Here is an 18,390-nt window from a genome sequence, read left to right on the forward strand (position 1 = left end):
TTAATTTTTTATTTTTTCTTGCGAATGCTTGGTGCTGCTTTATCCAGCACGCCATTCACAAACTTGTGGCTGTCTTCAGCGCCGAAGGTTTTCGCCAGTTCGATCGCTTCGTTGATAGCCACTTTATAAGGCACATCCTGACGCATTTTCAGTTCAAACAGGGCAATGCGCAGAACGGCTCTTTCTACCTGGCCCAGCTCTTCGAGCTGACGCGACAGGAAAGGTTCCATCAGGCCATCCAGCAGACCTGCATTCACCGCCACGCCAGACAGCAGCTCCCGAAAATAGGCGATGTCCACATCTTTGACATCTTGCTCCGTCAGGAACTGGTGTTCAACATCGGCAATGTCATTTTTAGACAACTGCCAAGAGTAAAGCGCTTGAACAGCGCACTCACGAGCGCGGCGACGAGCAGCAGGTTTCACGGAATTCCCCTTAACTAAATTCAGGCTTTAATAGCTTCGATAACATTAATCATTTCAAGTGCGGTCAGAGCCGCTTCAGCACCCTTGTTGCCCGCTTTGGTGCCGGCACGCTCGATAGCCTGTTCGATGCTCTCGGTGGTCAGCACGCCAAAGGCAACCGGGATTTCAGCGTTCAGAGAAACGCTGCCGATACCGGAACTGGCTTCGCCCGCGACATATTCGAAGTGCGCGGTGCCCCCACGGATAACGGTACCCAACGCGATAATCGCATCGTATTTGCCGGTGTTGGCCAACACGCGAGCCGTCAGCGGCAGCTCGTAAGCGCCCGGGACCCAGACAACGGTGATGTTGTCGTCAGCAACCTGACCAATGCGCTTGAGTGCGTCGATGGCACCTTGCAGCAGGCTGTCGTTGATGAAATTGTTAAAACGTGCAATTGCGATCGCCACACGGGCATTTGGAGTAGCAACAACACCTTCGATAACTTTCATGGGCTTTCCTTAAAAATGGGTTCGATACCCCGCAGGGGGGCGGATTCTATCACATTCTTTATCTGCCTGCGCGGCGGTTTTGTAAAACGCCAATCGGAGCGGCAAACAGACTTTACATTCAGTATTTCGGCTTCAGCCGCAAGCGCAGGTCGGGGCCGATTTGCCGTACTTCGCTAAAGACGAATTCCGGCGCATCGGCCAGGTTTTCAAGGCCCGGCAACCGGCACAGGCCGCGCCCATTATCGCCCATCAGTTTTGGCGCGATGTACAAAATGAGCTCATCAACCAGCCCTGCCTGCAACAACGCGCCGGAAAGCGCAGCGCCGGCTTCTACCCAGATGGAATTCACCTGGCGTTTCGCCAGTTGCATCATCATCACGACCAGATCGACCCCGCCGCCGTGCGCCGGAAATGTCAGTTGTTCAACATCCTGCGGCCAGTTCTGATCGTCCGGCTGCAACCGCGCCAGCCAGGTCGTTCCCGGCTGCTGCACTACCCGATGCTGCGGCGTTACGCGATTCCGGCTGTCGAGGATAATGCGCAGCGGCTGGCGCAGATTTTCACGCGGGTAGAGGCTCTGAGTGGCGGTATCCAGCTCATCCCAACGCACCGTCAGCGACGGATCGTCGGCCAACACGGTAGCGCTGGTGCTCAGGATGGCGGCGCTTTGCGCCCGCAGACGCTGCACGTCCTGCCGGGCCTGCGGCGAGGTGATCCACTGGCTCTCGCCGGAAGCCATGGCCGTGCGGCCATCGAGCGAGGCCCCCAGCTTCAGTTGCACATAAGGAAAACCGGTGCGCATGCGTTTGAGAAAACCCGGATTCACCGCTTCCGCATCGCTCAACATCAGGCCGTGGCGCACGTCTATACCCGCCTGTTGCAGCTTGTACAGGCCACGACCGGCAACCTCCGGGTTGGGATCCTGCATCGCCGCAACCACGCGGGCAACGCCGGCGGCGACCAGCGCATCAGCGCAAGGCGGCGTACGCCCGTGATGGCTGCAGGGCTCCAGCGTGACATAAGCGGTGGCGCCGCGCGCCCGCTCGCCCGCCATGCGCAACGCATGCACTTCCGCATGGGGTTCGCCGGCGCGCAGGTGATAACCTTCGCCGACGATTTCGCCGTCACGCACGATAACGCAGCCGACGTTCGGGTTCGGTGCGGTAGTGAAACGCCCCAGCCGCGCCAACTCAAAGGCACGTGCCATATAAAATTCGTCGTTATGCATGCGCTATCCCTTAGTCTTGCAGACGGGCGATTTCTTCGCCGAATTCGCGAATATCTTCAAAGCTGCGGTAAACCGAGGCGAAACGAATATAGGCCACTTTATCCAGCTTCTTCAGCGCGTCCATCACCAGGTTGCCGACCAGCTTGGTCGGTACTTCGCGTTCACCGGTGGCGCGCAGCTGGGATTTGATGTGGTTAATCGCATTTTCCACGTCGTCGGAGCTGACCGGGCGTTTTTCCAACGCTTTCAGCATGCCGCGACGCAGTTTGTCTTCGTTGAACGGCTCACGCACTTCGTCGCTTTTTATCACCCGTGGCATCACCAGCTCAGCCACTTCAAAGGTGGTGAAACGTTCATTACAAACCAAACACTGGCGGCGACGGCGCACCTGCGAACCATCACCCACCAGACGGGAATCAATGACTTTGGTATCAACGGCGGCGCAAAAAGGGCAATGCATAACACGTCCTGATAAACGTTTTCATAGTTAAGAGCAGTTTACCCCGAAGTACGGTCACAACAAAGGCCGTCGACCATTTGTTGCGAGCCGCGATACCGAATGGCGCTAAAACGGCGGCGCGCATGACTTTCCTCGCCGGGCGGGCTAAGCTGATAACAGGAGATATTGAATAGGAAATCGCCGCCATGACAACCCCTTATCCGAAAGTTTTCCTGCTCAGCGCGCTTGTTCTGCTGGCGGGCTGCGCGCAAACTCATGAGGTGCCGAAGCTCCGCCACCAGGTGGTTGAACTGAATCAGAAATTAACTACGCTGACCCAGCAAGCCACGGTGCTGGAACAGCAGAACCAGCTGAATCAGAACTCTACCAGCGGCGTCTACCTGCTGCCTGCGGCCAATAACGCCGCGCGCCTGCAAAGCAGCATCGGCGAACTGAGCGTGTCGCTCAGCCACGTAAAAGCCGAAGCCAACGGCACCCAGGCATTGCTGCACGTTCGCACGCTCTCGCAGGCTTCGCTGCCGGCATTTAAAGCGGTGGTGGAATGGGGGCAACTGGATGCCGTCACCGGTAAACCGCTAACCGCCGACTCGCTGTCACAACCGGTCGCCAGTGCAGACTCGCTGTTGCCGAAGCCGGAGCAGAATTTCGAACTGCGCTTTAGCGGCCTGACGCCGGAGCAACTGGGCTTTGTCCGGCTACACAGTATCGTTCCGACCGCCCAACCGGCGGTGGTGCAGCAACACTGATCCGCACTCCCTCGCCGCAGGCAAAAAAAAGGAGCGCCAAACGGCACTCCTTTTTATTTCACCGAAAAAATCAGCGTATTAAGGCAGAATCGAAGGCTGATCTGCGCCCTCTTTTTCCACTTTCTGTTGCAGCATGTGCTCGCGTTTCATACCCAGTTTCAACGCCAGCGCGGACGCTACGTAGATAGAGGATACGGTACCGATAGACACGCCGATCAGCATCGCCAACGAGAAGCCCTGCAGCATGGCGCCACCGAAGATGTACAGCATCAGCACCACCATCAAGGTGGTACCGGAGGTCATCAATGTACGGCTCAACGTTTGGGTCAACGACACGTTCATGATTTCGTAAGGCGTTCCGCGACGGATCTTGCGGAAGTTCTCACGAATACGGTCGGAAACCACGATACTGTCGTTCAGCGAGTAACCGATAACCGACATCAATGATGCGACAATGGTCAGGTCAATCTCGATATGGAACAGCGACAGCACGCCCATAGTGATGATCACGTCGTGCGCCAGCGCAATAACCGCCCCCAGCGCCAGGCGCCATTCGAAGCGGAAACCGACGTAGATCAGGATACAGATCAACGCCACCAGCAACGCCATACCGCCGGTCTGCGCCAGTTCACTGCCCACGCTCGGGCCGACGAACTCGATACGCTTCACGGTGGCGTTTTTATCCACCGCGTCGTTGATCACGCCGATCACTTTATTGCCCAGTTCCTGGCCTGCAGTGCCGGTCGCCGGTGGCATACGCACCATCACGTCACGGCTGCTGCCGAAGTTCTGAATAATCGGGTCCTGGAACCCGGCTTTTTCCAGCGTATCGCGCATCAGATCGAGGTTAGCCGGCTTTTCCAGGCTGATTTCGATTACCGTACCGCCGGTAAAATCCAGACCCCAGTTAAACCCGCGTACCGACATGGTGGCGATTGACGCGACCAACAGCAGCAATGAAATGCCGAAGGCCACGTAATCCCAGCGCATAAAGTCATAGACTTTACGGCCGTAGTTGAGTTGTTCAACAGTATAATCCTGTGCCACAACGCACTCCTCAGATAGACAGCTTGTTAATGCGTTTGCCGCCGTAAAGCAGGTTGACGATGGCACGGGTACCGACAATTGCGGTGAACATGGACGTCGCCACACCGATTGCGGTCGTAATCGCAAAGCCCTTGATCGAACCGGTGCCCACTGCGTACAGAATGATGGCGGTGATCAGGGTGGTGATGTTGGCGTCAACAATACTGGAGAACGCGCCTTTATAGCCTTCATGGATCGCCTGTTGAATGGAACGTCCATTCTTCAGCTCTTCCTTGATACGTTCGTTTATCAGTACGTTGGCGTCGACCGCCACCGCCAGCGTCAGCACGATACCGGCAATACCCGGCATGGTCAGTGTCGCCCCCGGCAACAAGGACATCACGCCGACAATCAGCACCAGGTTGGCCACCAGCGCCGTCGTGGCGATCATGCCGAACTTACGGTACCAAACCACCATGAACACGATAGAAGCCACCAGGCCCCACAAACAGGCTTCCAGACCTTGGGTAATGTTCTGTTGCCCCAGGGTTGGGCCGATAGTACGTTCTTCCACGATCTGGATAGGTGCAATCAGCGCACCGGCGCGCAGCAGCAGCGAGAGCTGACGTGCTTCGTTCGGGTTGCCGATACCGGTGATACGGAAGCTGTTGCCCAAGCGTGACTGAATGTTCGCCACGTTGATCACTTCTTCCTGCTTCACCAGAATCGCACGGCCGTTGGCGTCTTTCTTGCCGCTGTCCTTATACTCCACGAACAGGGTCGCCATCGGTTTGCCGATGTTGTCCTTGGTGAAGTTGGACATTGACGTGCCACCGGCGCTGTCGAGCGAGATATTAACCTGCGGCTGGTTGTATTCGTCGGTGCTGGAGGTAGAGTCGGTGATGTGGTCACCGGTCAGGATCACACGCTTATACAGCACTACCGGCTGGCCTTCGCGCGTGTTTTTCACCTCGGAATCACCCGGTACACGGCCGTTGGCCGCGGCTGTCGCATCCGCGTTGGTGTTGACCAAGCGGAATTCCAACGTAGCGGTAGCGCCCAGAATCTCTTTGGCGCGTGCGGTGTCCTGGATACCCGGCAATTCAACCACGATACGGTCAGAGCCCTGGCGCTGCACCAGCGGTTCGGCAACGCCGAGCTGGTTGACGCGGTTACGCAGGATAGTGATGTTCTGCTGCACCGCATATTCGCGCGCTTCGCTCAGACGAGCATCCGTCAGGCTGGCTTTCAGGGTGTTGGTGCCATTGGCGGAAAGCACCAGATCGCGCTGACGCGGGGTAATGTAGCTGATGGCCTGATCGCGGGCGCCATCGTCACGGAAGCGAACTTCCACGCCGTTGTTGTCCAGCTTGCGGATAGACGCATAAGGAATGCCCTTTTCACGCAATTCGCTGCGCAGGGTATCCATGGTTTGTTCCTGCAGCTTGCCCAGCGCGGTGTCCATGTCCACTTCCATCAGGAAGTGCACGCCACCACGCAGGTCCAGGCCCAGCTTCATCGGTTCGGCGCCCAACATGGCCAACCAGGCCGGCGTGGCCGGAGCCAGGTTCAGCGCGACGACGAACTTGTCGCCCAGCTCCGCCATCAAGGCTTCACGGGCACGCAACTGAACGTCAGGATCTTTAAAGCGAGCCAGGATGGCGCCATTTTCCAGCGCAATCGACTTGCTCGCGATATTGTCTTTTTCTAATACGGTACGGACTTGGTCCAGCGTAGTTTCACTGGCGGCGACACCGCGCGCGCCAGTGATTTGTACAGCCGGATCCTCACCATAGAGGTTGGGAAGCGCATAAAGCAGACCGACGATGATCACCACGATCAGCATCAGATACTTCCACAAAGGATAACGGTTTAGCACGGCAATTCCCTTCGGGAAAACAAAATTACAGGGCCTTCATGGTACCTTTCGGCAGAACGGCCGCCACGAAGTCACGCTTGATCATCACTTCCGTGGTGTCGTTCAGCGCAATGGCGATGATGCCGGTGTCAGCCACTTTGGTCACGCGGCCAATCAGGCCACCGGTGGTCAGCACTTCATCACCCTTGCCAATCGAGTCCATCAGCTTCTTGTGCTCTTTAGCGCGTTTTTGCTGCGGGCGCAGGATCATGAAATAGAAAATCAGACCAAACACGACCAGCATAATGATCAGAGAGTACGGGCTTCCCTGAGCCGGGGCCCCTGCGGATGCGACGGCGTCAGAAATGAAAAAGCTCATTGAAATTCCCTCATTAAGTTATCAATTATTAATTCAAGCGTTTAAAGGTGGAACCGGTTTGCCGATCCGACCGTAGAAATCCGTAACAAACAGCTCTAATTTACCCTGTTCAATAGCCTGGCGTAAACCCGCCATCAGGCGTTGGTAGTGGCGCAGGTTATGAATGGTATTCAATCGGGCACCCAGTATTTCGTTGCAACGATCGAGATGATGCAAGTAGGCGCGGCTGTAATTGCGACACGTGTAGCAATCACAGTCTTTATCCAGCGGAGAAGTATCATCCTTGTGCTTGGCATTACGGATTTTTACCACACCGTCAGTCACGAACAAGTGGCCGTTGCGGGCATTACGCGTTGGCATCACGCAGTCGAACATATCGATACCGCGACGCACGCCTTCAACCAGATCTTCCGGTTTGCCTACGCCCATCAGGTAGCGTGGCTTATCTTCCGGAATTTGCGGGCAAACATGTTCGAGAATACGATGCATATCCTCTTTTGGCTCGCCTACAGCCAAGCCGCCAACAGCGTAACCATCAAAGCCGATATCCACCAGCCCTTTTACTGAAACATCTCGTAAATCTTCGTAAACGCCGCCCTGAATAATGCCGAATAAGGCGTTTTTATTATTCAGTTCGTCAAAACGTTGACGGCTGCGCTGCGCCCAGCGCAGTGACATCTCCATCGAGCTCTTGGCGTAATCCCAGTCGGCCGGGTACGGCGTACACTCGTCGAAGATCATTACGATGTCGGAACCCAGGTCATACTGGATTTCCATCGATTTTTCCGGGCTGAGGAACACTTTATCGCCGTTAATCGGATTACGGAAATAAACGCCTTCCTCTTTAATTTTGCGCATCGCCCCCAGGCTGAATACCTGGAAACCGCCGGAATCGGTCAGGATCGGGCCGTGCCACTGCATGAAATCATGCAGATCGCCATGCAGTTTCATGATCTCCTGCCCTGGACGCAGCCACAGGTGGAAGGTGTTGCCCAGCAGGATCTGCGCGCCGGTCTCTTTCACTTCTTCCGGCGTCATGCCCTTTACCGTGCCGTAGGTGCCGACAGGCATAAAGGCCGGGGTTTCCACCACTCCACGTTCAAATACCAGGCGGCCACGGCGGGCGCGACCATCGGTTGCTTGTAATTCGTACTTCACAAAACCTCCAGCGCCAGAGAAACAGTCTGGCGTCGTTAAAACAGGGCCGCGCCAAATGCGCAGCCCGGGGAATCAGGCGCCGACGGACTCGTGTTCCGCCTGCGGGTTACGGCTGATGAACATCGCATCGCCATAGCTGAAGAAACGGTACTGCTCGGCCACCGCCTGCTGATAAGCATGCATGGTGTTTTTATAACCGGCGAAGGCGGATACCAACATGATCAGCGTCGACTCCGGCAGGTGAAAATTGGTCACCAGCGCGTCGATCACCTGGTAGTGATAGCCTGGGAAGATAAAGATGCTGGTATCGCCGAAGAACGGCGCAATCAGCGCGTCCTTGCTGGCGTTGGCCGCGCTTTCCAGCGAACGTACCGAGGTGGTTCCCACCGCCACTACGCGCTTGCCACGTGCTTTACAGGCCAGCACCGCGTCAACCACTTCCTGCGGAACCTCGGCGTACTCCGCGTGCATCACGTGCTCTTCAATGGTTTCCACCCGCACCGGCTGGAAAGTGCCCGCGCCCACATGCAGGGTGACAAAAGCCATCTCAATGCCCTTCGCGCGCAACGCAGCCAGCAGCGGCTCATCGAAGTGCAGCCCGGCGGTCGGTGCCGCAACGGCGCCCGGTTTCTCGCTGTAAACCGTCTGATAAAGCTCGCGGTCGGCGTCTTCATCCGGCCGATCGATATAAGGCGGCAACGGCATATGGCCAACGGCATTGAGGATAGTGAACACATCGCGCTCATCGTCGAAGCGCAATTCGAACAGCGTATCGTGGCGCGCCACCATGGTAGCGGCAACGCTTTCGTCATCGCCCAGCAGCAGTTCAGCGCCCGGCTTTGGCGCTTTTGAAGCGCGCACGTGCGCCAACACCCGATGATCGTCCAGCACGCGCTCGACCAGCACTTCAATCTTGCCGCCGCTGACCTTGCGGCCAAACATGCGCGCCGGGATCACCCGGGTATTGTTGAATACCAGCAGATCGCCGGCTTCCAGGTTATCCAGCAGATCGGTGAATACGCCGTGCGTCAGCGCCCCGCTCGGCCCGTCCAGCTGCAGCAAACGGCAACCGCTGCGCTCAGGCTGAGGATAATGGGCAATCAGGGACTCGGGAAGTTCAAAGGAAAAATCGGCGACGCGCATGGGTATTCACTTCTTCAATATAAGACTGGTTGGTAAAAAACAAGCGGCCTAGTCTAAAGCCGCGGGCGGTCAGCAGCAAGAAATAAGGAGGATTTGCACGACTTCGGATACAATGCCCGGATGAACTTCCTTGCACATCTCCATTTGGCTCAGTTGGCGGAAAGCTCACTGCTGGGCAACCTGTTGGCCGACTTCGTGCGCGGCAACCCCGCAGGCGAGTACCATCCCGAGGTAGTGGCCGGCATAATGATGCACCGCCGCGTCGACGTACTGACCGACAGCCTGCCGCAGGTGAAGGTCTGCCGTGACTTCTTCAGTGACGAACACCGCCGCGTGGCGCCCATCACGCTCGACGTGGTGTGGGATCATTTCCTGGCGCGCCACTGGCAGCAGTTGGAGCCGTCCCTCAGCCTCCACAGCTTTACCCAAGAGGCCCGCAGTCAGATCGTGCCGCATTTGCCGCTGACGCCGCCGCGCTTTCAGAACTTAAACGGGTATTTATGGCAGGAACGTTGGCTGGAGCGCTACGCCGAGTTGCCGTTTATCGGCACCGTGCTGGCGGGCATGGCCAGCCGCCGCCCACGCCTGGCCGCTCTGGCCGGCTCCTTCGCCGACGTGGAGCGCCACTATCATCAGCTTGAAACACAGTTCTGGCAGTTTTATCCGCAGATGATGCGGCAGGCAAAAGACAAAAAGCTTTAACGTCAAACCAAACCCGTTGAAAATGCGACGCTTTACAAGAAATCGGGTTTTAAGCCTTGCCCTTTTGCAGGAAAAGGTTACTTTTAAAGCTTGCTAAATTTAATCATCGAATTCGATAGGTAAAAGCTATCTCATCGATTGGTCTTTTACCCTTTATTCGCCGAGTCTTGGTCCCTATACTGGCCCTTGCTTTTACATCAACCCCTTAACACCTATTACAGGAGTAATTATGGTCCTGGTAACTCGTCAAGCCCCTGACTTCACTGCAGCTGCCGTATTGGGCAGCGGCGAAATCGTTGAAAACTTCAACTTTAAGAAGCACCTGAACGGTAAACCAGCCGTACTGTTCTTCTGGCCGATGGACTTCACCTTCGTATGTCCTTCTGAGCTGATCGCTTTCGATCACCGCTATGAAGAATTCCAGAAGCGTGGCGTTGAAGTGGTTGGCGTTTCATTCGACTCAGAATTCGTTCACAACGCATGGCGTAAAACCCCTGTCGAAAATGGCGGCATCGGTGAAGTGAAATACGCCATGGTTGCTGACATCAAGCGTGAAATTCAGAAAGCTTACGGCATCGAACACCCAGAAGCCGGCGTTGCGCTGCGCGGTTCTTTCCTGATCGACAAAGACGGTGTGGTTCGTGCTCAGGTTGTTAACGACCTGCCAATCGGCCGTAACATCGACGAAATGATCCGTACCGTTGACGCGCTGCAATTCCACGAAGAGCACGGCGAAGTGTGCCCGGCTCAGTGGGAAAAAGGCAAAGCAGGTATGGGCGCATCTCCAGACGGCGTAGCTAAATACCTGTCCGAGAACGCTTCCAAGCTGTAATTGCAGCCTGCAAGTGAATCAACCGGCCCTCGAGGCCGGTTTTTTTTTGCTCTTTTTTAGGGCAGCATGCCCCTCATTCGGGCTTTATTTCCCTGTTTCCGCTCACATTTTCTGCCCTGAACACCGCGTAATCCCCCACCTGTAGCTACTATAAATAACGCTGGCTCGCTCTTTGCAGGGTAAAACGGCAAGCCAATCACAATAAGAACACTGACAGGGTAGGAATAACTATGTTTTTACAGAAATGGAGCAAGCCGCTGACCATGGCGGCCCTGCTGGTCAGCAGCAGCCTGTATGCCGCCTCCAACCCGGCGGTCGAAGCCAAAAATGGCATGGTAGTGACATCGCAACATCTCGCCTCGCAGGTTGGCGTCGATATCCTCAAGCTGGGCGGCAACGCCATCGATGCCGCAGTGGCAGTCGGCTATGCGCAGGCGGTGGTGAACCCCTGCTGCGGCAATATCGGCGGCGGCGGTTTTATGACGATACACCTGGCCGAGGGTACCGACACCTTTATCAACTTCCGTGAAACCGCTCCGGCGGCGGCCAGCGCCAACATGTATCTGGACGCCGAAGGCAACGTGAAAAAAGGTGCCAGCCTGTATGGCTATCTGGCGGCGGGCGTACCGGGCACCGTGCTGGGCATGGAAACCGCACGCCAGAAATACGGCAAGCTGAGCCGTGAGCAGGTGATGGGGCCGGCGATCAAACTGGCGCGCGAAGGCTTTGTACTGACCCGTGCCGATACCGATATTCTCGACACCACCGTCGCCCGCTTCAAACAGGACCCGGAATCCGCCAAAATCTTCCTGCGCCCGGACGGCACCGCACTGCAACCGGGCGACCGTCTGGTGCAGAGCGATCTGGCCAACACCCTGGAAGCCATCGCCAAAGACGGCCCGGACGCCTTCTATAAGGGCAAGATCCCGCAGGCCGTGGAGGCCGCAGCCAAACAAGGCGGCGGCATCCTGACGGCGACCGACTTCGCCAACTACAAAGTGACCGAAACGCCGCCCATTACCTGCAGCTACCGTGGCTATAAATTTGTTTCTGCACCGCCACCCAGCTCCGGCGGCGTAACGCTGTGCGAAATCCTCAACGTGGTCGAAGGTTATGATCTGAAAAGTATGGGCTTTAACTCGGCGGCGGCCATTCACACCCTGACCGAAGCGATGCGCCACGCCTATATGGACCGTAATACCTACCTTGGCGACCCGGAATTCATCAAGAACCCGATCGATCGCTTGGTCAGCAAGAGCTATGCCGAAGAGATCCGCAAAAAAATTGTCGCTGACAAGGCCACGCCGTCAGAGAACGTGCAGCCGGGCATGGAACCCCACGAGAAACCGGAAACCACCCACTATTCTATTGTCGATCATGACGGCAATGCGGTCTCCACCACCTATACCGTCAACGGCCGCTTTGGCGCGGTCGTGATAGCACCGGGAACAGGCTTCTTCCTCAACGATGAAATGGACGATTTCACCGTTAAAGTCGGCGAGAAAAACCTCTACGGACTGGTGCAGGGCACCGCCAACAGCATTGCCCCCGGTAAGCGCCCACTATCGTCGATGAGCCCGACACTGGTGACCAAAGACAACAAAATCTTTATGGTGCTCGGCTCGCCGGGCGGATCGCGCATCATCACCATCACCCTGCAAACCGCGCTGAACGTGATCGACCACGGCATGGCGCCGCAGGAAGCGGTGGATGCGCCGCGTATTCACCATCAGTGGCTGCCGGACGAAGTGTATTACGAGCAGCGTGGCGTCTCCGCCGATACGCTGAAACTCCTCAGCGGCATGGGGTACAAGATGGTCGAGCAAACGCCGTGGGGCGCCGCCGAGCTGATTCTGGTGGGCCTGCCGGGTGCCGCAGGCGTTAGCCCGGCCAACTCCGGCAACGACTCTGCGGTTTCCGGCAAGGTACGCGAAGGTTATCTTTACGGTGCCAATGACGTGCGCCGCCCGGCAGGTTCAGCGGTAGGCTATTGATCTTATGGAAAGTGTGAACGCACACTAACTTAATCAGGGGCCGGTCCGCCGGCCCCGTCGCCGCTTTACCCTATCCGACGCCACAAGGTGACCGACTCTTCGCCCAGTTGCAGCGTCATGCCGTTTTGCTCTTCTCTCAGCTCACCATGCCCTTCCAGCCGCTGCCATTTGCCTGCGGCCAGCAGCGGGCTGTACGGCAATGCCACTTCACCGCTGCCGCCACGCTGTAACGCCACCACTACCTGCTCCCGTTGATAAAGGCGCACGAATACCAACGTTTCACCGGCGGCATATAACACCTGGCAACCACCGCGACGCAGCGCCAGACTCTGTTTACGCAGCGCCGCCATCCGTTGGCACAGCGCCAGCAGGCTCTGATCCCACTGATTTTCATCCCACGGGAACGGCTTGCGACAGAACGGGTCGTTGGCGCCATCCAGGCCAATCTCGTCGCCATAATATAAGCAGGGAACGCCAATCCAGCTCATCAGCCACACCGCCGCCATCTGCATGCGCGCCTGATTGCCCTGCAACAGCGTCAGGAAACGCGCAGTATCATGGCTGTCGAGCTGGTTAAACTGAATCAGTTGGCTGCCGTGCGGCAATCCGGCACGGTAGCCGTCCATCCACTGCGCGCAGTCCGCAGCGTCCATCTGCACCGGGTGATGCGCCACATCCAGTCCGGCAAGGAACCCCCTTACCGGCAGGGCGAAGCCCATATAGTTCATCGCCGCATCTTCTACGCCGGCATGCAGCCAACGGCGCGCATCGCCAAAATGTTCGCCCAGCACGTAGGCCTGCGGGTTTTCCTGTTTAACCGCCTGATAAATGCCGGCAAGGTGTTGGAGATTGCCGGTAGCACCGCCGTTCTCACCCAGCATATGCACCACGTCCAGCCGCCAACCGTCGATGCTGTAGGGTGGGCGTAACCAGTGGCGCACCACGCTACCGTCGCCGCGATAAATCCTCTCGGCTACCTGAGGTTCGGCAAAATTGAGCTTCGGCAGGCTGGCGTTGCCTTTCCAGTCCAGCGCCCGGCCATCAGGGTAGAAATTGAACCAGCCGCGGTACGGTGAATCCGGGTGGTGGCAGGCGCCGTTGTCGCCCTGCTGGTGACGATCAAACCAGGGGTGGGAATCGCCGGTATGATTAAACACCCCGTCCAGCACCAGTTTCATCCCCACCTTGTGAGTACTCACTCGCAAACGCTGCAAGGCGGCATTGCCGCCGAAATAGGGATCGACCTGATAATAGTCTTCGGTATCGTATTTATGCACGCTCGGCGCGGTGAAAATCGGGTTCAGGTACAGCGCCGTGACGCCCAGTTTCTGCAGGTAAGGCAGCTTTTGACTGATGCCATCCAAATCGCCGCCATAGAAAGTGGAAGCGGCATCCCGGTCTTCCAGCGGATGCTGCCAGTCGCGACGCACCACGTCGCAACCGGCTGCGTGATGGCGATAGCTGCCGTTTTGAATACCGTGCTCGCCGCCGCTGCCGGCGAAACGATCGGGGAAAATTTGATAAAATATCTGATCCGCCACCCAGGCCGGGCTGCGGTCAGGTTCGTCGAGCGCAAACTGCGCCAGTTGGCCCGGCGGGATCAGCGACCACCCCTGAGGCCCGAACCATTGTTGACGATCGGCCCACACCAGTTTGAAGCAGTAGCGCCGCGTGGCCTCTCCTTCGTTCAGCGTCAGGCTGGCCTGATAACGCCACCGGCCTTCAGCGCTGTGCGCTTTCATGATCAGCAGCCATTCTTCATTATCCGGCTCGGCGCGTAAAAACACCCTTTCAGGCAAATCATTACCCTGTAACCACAGCGTGATATCCAGGCGTTGTCCCTTCTTCACCACAAAGGGCGGGACCGGTTGATGCCAGGCGTTAAGCATACTGTTCTCCTGCTGTACAAAACGAAATCGACGACGTTATTCAATGCCACGAACAATGCCACGTTGAGTGCAAGTCCCCCTCCTCTTTGGCCGCTAAACTCGGGGAGGAGCCGGGGGGTGGAGATAGGCTGCCGACGGCAACCCTATGTAAAAAAGGGTAAACAGCCGCACATTATGGCCTGCAGCCATTAGGCTAACGTCTTTTGAGTGTATTGGATATTTTTTGCGCATTTTTTAAAGGAGCGATAATGCAACAACAGATAACACTGTGGCTGGAGAAGTTCGGGCTGGAATTCAGCGGGGTAATGTCTCTGCTGATGGTGCTCGGGCTGATCGTCCTGATTTCGGTGGCCATTCATCTGGTGCTGCACCGCGTGGTGCTGGCGACGATCCAGCGCCGCGGCCAGCAGTCGCAGCGCGTATGGCAACAAGCGCTCACCCAGTACAAGCTGTTTCAGCGCATGGCGCTGTTGCTGCAAGGGGTCATCATCAATCTGCAAGCGGTGCTGTGGCTGCACGCCGGCGGCGAGACGCAGGCATTCATCATCACCGCCGCACAGGTCTGGATCATGGCCTTTGCCTTGCTGTCGCTGTTTTCGCTGCTGGATACGTTATTGGCGGTGCTGCGCCAAAGCCCACTGTCGAATCAGCTGCCGCTGCGCGGCATTTTCCAGGGGCTGAAACTGGTAGCCGCCATTCTGATCGGCATCATGATCGTTTCATTGCTGATGGGCAAATCGCCATTGCTGCTGCTCAGCGGCCTGGGTGCGATGACCGCGGTGCTGATGTTGGTGTTCAAGGATCCCATCCTCGGGCTGGTGGCCGGCATTCAGCTTTCCGCCAACGATATGCTGAAAATCGGCGACTGGCTGGAGATGCCGAAATACGGCGCGGACGGCGCGGTCATCGACATCGGCCTGACCACGGTAAAAGTCCGTAACTGGGACAACACCGTCACCACCATTCCCACCTATGCGCTGATCTCAGATTCCTTCAAGAATTGGCGCTCAATGTCAGAATCCGGCGGGCGACGCATCAAGCGCAGCATCAATATCGACACCACCAGCGTGCATTTTCTGTCCCCGGAAGAGCAACAGCGCCTGAATCGCAATCCGCTGTTGCAGCGTTATCTGAACGATAAAACGCAAGAACTGAGCCACTATAATCAGCAGAGTGCCGTGGATCTCAGTTCACCGCTCAACGGCCGCCGTCTGACCAATCTCGGCACGCTGCGCGCCTACCTGGTGGCTTACCTGCGCGCTCACCCCAATATTCATCAGAGCATGACGCTGATGGTGCGCCAAATGGCACCGACGCCGGAGGGCTTGCCGCTGGAGATTTACGCCTTCACCAACACCACGGTGTGGGCGGAATACGAGAGCATTCAGGCCGATATCTTTGATCATATTCTGGCGGTGATTAACGAGTTCGATCTACGCGTGCATCAAACGCCCACCGGCAACGACATGCGTAGCATGCTGAGCCAAATGCGAGCGGCGACGGACGTTTCCTGACGCAGGCTGACGTAATTATGTCTGCTGGTAATGATTCCCTGTCGATTGCCAGCAGATGTCTCCAGACGCTTTTCTTCTGCGATTAAAACGGCGTTAATGCTTTTTCCCCTACTGCACAGAAGAAGAGATGCCTTTGCTTAAATCGTTAAAACACCGGTTGTTTACTCTGCTGGCCACCCTGATGTTTATCGGCTGCCTGCATAGCGCTTCGCTGGATGAAAGCCGCATGAGCCGCACGCTGCAACCCTCGCTAAGTGCCCTCAGCAGCAGCATGCAGGATCTCCGTGAAGTGCTGGCGCGCTGCGCCGGCGAGGGCAAAGAAGAACGACTGTGCGACAGCAGTTTGCGCGTTGAAGCACGCGGCTCGGGTGACGATGAACCCGAGGATAGACGATAGTCTGCAAGGGTCAAAACAAACCGTTGCGCTGTGCGCAACACCCGACTATGATGCGTATAACGCAACACCCATGGAGCCATCAGGATGATAAAAAGCTTCAGGCATAAAGGACTCAAGAAATTCTTTGAAACGGGTTCAACGGCTGGCATCGATGCCAAACAGGCAAAAAAATCAGCCTCCGTCTGAGCGTGTTGGATCTGGCTAAGGAAATCAATGATGTAGATCTCCCCGGGTTCTTTCTTCATTCGCTGACGGGCGATCGAACAGGACTTTGGTCAATCACCGTCACTGGCAACTGGCGAATTACGTTTGAATTGTCCGAGGGGGATATCTATATCGTCAATTATGAGGATTATCACTGATGAGCCACATGCATAACCCGCCACATCCCGGAGAACTGCTCAAGGAAACGATGGAGACATTGCAGCTTAGCGCGCGCGGCCTGGCCAGAGCGCTTGATGTAGCGCCATCAACGGTTCAACGTCTGATTACCGGCAAGTCCGATATCTCACCGGAAATGGCTATACGTTTATCGATTGTTATCGGCAGTTCCGAACATGTCTGGATGGGAATGCAGGATGCCTACGATCTCTGGCACGCCAGACAATCCATTGACCTATCGAAACTGCGCAAACTGGATTTTGCCTGACAGACCAGAACTATGAGCTTAAAAAAACACCGGCGCTGGCCGGTGTTTTCATTTTCAATCCTGCTGTGGTGCCAGCACCGCCCGCTTCTTCTGGCGGTTGACCTTGAAGTAGTAACCCGCCAGCAGCACTACCACCCACACCAGACCGGCGTAAAGTGATACGCGGGTAGTTGGGAAATAGCCAATCAGGCCAATGATGAACGCCAGGAAGATAATCGCGACCACGGAGGTGAACACGCCGCCGCGCAGCGGGAACGCCAGCTTTTTCACCTGCTCTTTGCTCAGACTGCGGCGGAAGGCAATCTGCGAGCACAGGATCATGATCCACACCCACACGGTGGCAAAGGTCGCCAGCGAGGCAATCACCAGGAACACGTTTTCCGGCATGATGTAGTTGAGGTACACCGCCAACAGCAACGCCAGCATCATCACCAACACCGTAACCCACGGAATACCGCGCTTCGACACCTTGCTGAACATCTTCGGCGCATGGCCCTGCTCGGCCATCCCGTGCAGCATGCGGCCGACACCGAACACATCGCTGTTAATCGCCGACAGCGACGCGGTGATCACCACAAAGTTGAGGATGCCCGCAGCCACGGTAATCCCCATGTGCTGGAAGGTCAGCACAAACGGGCTGCCGTTGGTGCCCACCTGATTCCACGGATAAATCGACATGATGACGAACAGCGTACCAACGTAGAACACCAGGATGCGCCACGGCACCGAATTGATGGCCTTGGGAATCGACGTTTTCGGGTCCTTGGCTTCACCGGCGGTGATACCGATGATCTCGATGCCGCCATAGGCGAACATCACCAGTTGCAGCGACAGGATCATGCCGATAAAACCATTGCTGAAGAAGCCTCCGTTGGACCACAGGTTATGGATACCTGTCGGTTGCCCGCCGTTGCCAATCCCCCAAATGATGATGCCGATACCGGCGGCAATCATGATGATGATGGTGGCGACTTTGAAGAACGAGAACCAAAACTCCAGCTCGCCGAACACCTTCACGCTCATCAGGTTGATGGCGCCAATCACCAGCACCACGCTCAGCACCCAAATCCAGTGCGGCACCTCGGGGAACCAGACGCCCATATAAATGCCGAACGCGGTCACGTCGGCGATGGCGACGATCAGAATTTCAAAACAGTAGGTCCAGCCGGTGATATACCCGGCCATCGGGCCAAGGTAGTCCTGCGCATAACGGGAGAACGAGCTGGCCTGCGGGTTGTTGACCGACATCTCGCCCAAAGCGCGCATGATGATAAAAGCGACGACGCCGCCAATCAGGTATGCCAGCAAAACGCTCGGGCCGGCCATTTTAATGGCGTCCGCCGAACCGTAGAACAGGCCGGTGCCAATGGCCGAGCCGAGAGCCATAAAGCGGATATGACGCGTGCTGAGACCGCGCTTCAGCTTATTGGCCGCAGGGGCGGAGGGTGACTGTTGTTGCATGAAAATAACCCGTGTTTTTTAAACGTAAAAAGGCCACG

The 18,390-nt window shown here is 56.7% G+C and carries 18 protein-coding genes and 1 pseudogene; 8 read left to right on the forward strand and 11 right to left on the reverse strand.

The features are described 5' to 3' along the window. Positions 1–8: 8 nt before the first annotated feature. From nusB to nrdR, 4 genes are all read right to left on the reverse strand, one after another. Positions 9–425 carry a transcription antitermination factor NusB gene (gene nusB / locus SPL01S_RS05600; protein WP_013811729.1) on the reverse strand — a complete coding sequence of 139 codons (417 nt, stop codon included), beginning with the start codon at positions 423–425 and terminating at the stop codon, positions 9–11. 20 nt (positions 426–445) lie between these two features. After that, positions 446–916 (reverse strand): 6,7-dimethyl-8-ribityllumazine synthase, encoded by a 471-nt coding sequence (gene ribH / locus SPL01S_RS05605; RefSeq protein ID WP_006323924.1) that lies wholly within the window; start codon positions 914–916, stop codon positions 446–448. 118 nt (positions 917–1,034) lie between these two features. Continuing rightward, positions 1,035–2,144: a bifunctional diaminohydroxyphosphoribosylaminopyrimidine deaminase/5-amino-6-(5-phosphoribosylamino)uracil reductase RibD gene (gene ribD / locus SPL01S_RS05610; RefSeq protein ID WP_063198081.1), complete on the reverse strand. Its 1,110-nt coding sequence runs from the start codon at positions 2,142–2,144 to the stop codon at positions 1,035–1,037. Positions 2,145–2,154: 10 nt separating this feature from the next. Next, positions 2,155–2,604 (reverse strand): transcriptional regulator NrdR, encoded by a 450-nt coding sequence (gene nrdR / locus SPL01S_RS05615; protein WP_004949256.1) that lies wholly within the window; start codon positions 2,602–2,604, stop codon positions 2,155–2,157. Between the two features lie 185 nt (positions 2,605–2,789). On the opposite strand from nrdR, the gene SPL01S_RS05620 reads away from it, so the two are divergent. Next, a complete protein-coding gene (locus tag SPL01S_RS05620; protein ID WP_062869841.1) occupies positions 2,790–3,350 on the forward strand; it encodes a SadB/YajI family lipoprotein in 561 nt (186 codons plus the stop codon). A gap of 78 nt (positions 3,351–3,428) precedes the next feature. On the opposite strand, the gene secF is transcribed toward SPL01S_RS05620, so the two are convergent. The 5 genes from secF to queA all read right to left on the reverse strand — a co-directional run bounded on the left by secF (position 3,429) and on the right by queA (position 8,914). Continuing rightward, positions 3,429–4,397: a protein translocase subunit SecF gene (gene secF, locus SPL01S_RS05625; RefSeq protein ID WP_037432251.1), complete on the reverse strand. Its 969-nt coding sequence runs from the start codon at positions 4,395–4,397 to the stop codon at positions 3,429–3,431. A 10-nt stretch (positions 4,398–4,407) separates the two neighbouring features. After that, on the reverse strand, positions 4,408–6,255 hold the full coding sequence (gene secD / locus SPL01S_RS05630; RefSeq protein WP_073972023.1) for a protein translocase subunit SecD: 1,848 nt from the start codon (positions 6,253–6,255) through the stop codon (positions 4,408–4,410). Positions 6,256–6,280: 25 nt separating this feature from the next. Further along, positions 6,281–6,613: a preprotein translocase subunit YajC gene (gene yajC / locus SPL01S_RS05635; RefSeq protein ID WP_004949246.1), complete on the reverse strand. Its 333-nt coding sequence runs from the start codon at positions 6,611–6,613 to the stop codon at positions 6,281–6,283. Positions 6,614–6,646: 33 nt separating this feature from the next. Then, complete coding sequence (gene tgt / locus SPL01S_RS05640) at positions 6,647–7,771, reverse strand: tRNA guanosine(34) transglycosylase Tgt (RefSeq protein WP_062869840.1); 1,125 nt, start codon at positions 7,769–7,771, stop codon at positions 6,647–6,649. Positions 7,772–7,843: 72 nt separating this feature from the next. After that, positions 7,844–8,914 (reverse strand): tRNA preQ1(34) S-adenosylmethionine ribosyltransferase-isomerase QueA, encoded by a 1,071-nt coding sequence (gene queA, locus SPL01S_RS05645; RefSeq protein WP_006319749.1) that lies wholly within the window; start codon positions 8,912–8,914, stop codon positions 7,844–7,846. A 120-nt stretch (positions 8,915–9,034) separates the two neighbouring features. Between queA and SPL01S_RS05650 the strand changes: the two genes are divergently transcribed. The 3 genes from SPL01S_RS05650 (at position 9,035) to ggt (ending at position 12,442) form a co-directional block, all read left to right on the forward strand. Next, positions 9,035–9,616 (forward strand): ACP phosphodiesterase, encoded by a 582-nt coding sequence (locus tag SPL01S_RS05650; protein WP_063198083.1) that lies wholly within the window; start codon positions 9,035–9,037, stop codon positions 9,614–9,616. Positions 9,617–9,845: 229 nt separating this feature from the next. Continuing rightward, positions 9,846–10,448, forward strand: coding sequence for a peroxiredoxin C (locus SPL01S_RS05655; protein WP_004949238.1), 603 nt, complete (start codon positions 9,846–9,848; stop codon positions 10,446–10,448). A gap of 230 nt (positions 10,449–10,678) precedes the next feature. Then, the gene (gene ggt, locus SPL01S_RS05660; RefSeq protein WP_063198084.1) at positions 10,679–12,442 is read left to right on the forward strand and encodes a gamma-glutamyltransferase; all 1,764 of its coding nucleotides are present in this window, start codon (positions 10,679–10,681) and stop codon (positions 12,440–12,442) included. Between the two features lie 65 nt (positions 12,443–12,507). Here the strand turns inward: ggt and malZ are convergent, their stop codons facing one another. Continuing rightward, positions 12,508–14,331, reverse strand: a complete 1,824-nt coding sequence (gene malZ / locus SPL01S_RS05665; protein ID WP_063198085.1) for a maltodextrin glucosidase — start codon at positions 14,329–14,331, stop codon at positions 12,508–12,510. A 248-nt stretch (positions 14,332–14,579) separates the two neighbouring features. Between malZ and SPL01S_RS05670 the strand changes: the two genes are divergently transcribed. From SPL01S_RS05670 to SPL01S_RS05685, 4 genes and pseudogenes are all read left to right on the forward strand, one after another. Then, complete coding sequence (locus SPL01S_RS05670) at positions 14,580–15,845, forward strand: mechanosensitive ion channel family protein (protein WP_063198088.1); 1,266 nt, start codon at positions 14,580–14,582, stop codon at positions 15,843–15,845. 133 nt (positions 15,846–15,978) lie between these two features. Next, on the forward strand, positions 15,979–16,242 hold the full coding sequence (locus SPL01S_RS05675) for a hypothetical protein (protein ID WP_062871295.1): 264 nt from the start codon (positions 15,979–15,981) through the stop codon (positions 16,240–16,242). A gap of 84 nt (positions 16,243–16,326) precedes the next feature. Then, positions 16,327–16,604: pseudogene (locus SPL01S_RS05680) on the forward strand (type II toxin-antitoxin system RelE/ParE family toxin). Beyond that, positions 16,604–16,891: a HigA family addiction module antitoxin gene (locus tag SPL01S_RS05685; protein ID WP_006319733.1), complete on the forward strand. Its 288-nt coding sequence runs from the start codon at positions 16,604–16,606 to the stop codon at positions 16,889–16,891. The pseudogene SPL01S_RS05680 and the gene SPL01S_RS05685 overlap by 1 nt, the downstream one beginning before the upstream one ends. A gap of 54 nt (positions 16,892–16,945) precedes the next feature. Here SPL01S_RS05685 and proY read toward each other — a convergent pair whose 3' ends face one another. Next, entirely contained in the window at positions 16,946–18,352 is a 1,407-nt protein-coding gene (proY, locus tag SPL01S_RS05690; RefSeq protein ID WP_062869832.1) for a proline-specific permease ProY, read from the reverse strand. Positions 18,353–18,390: the final 38 nt, after the last annotated feature.

The organism is Serratia plymuthica NBRC 102599 (assembly GCF_001590925.1).
GTDB lineage: Bacteria > Pseudomonadota > Gammaproteobacteria > Enterobacterales > Enterobacteriaceae > Serratia > Serratia plymuthica.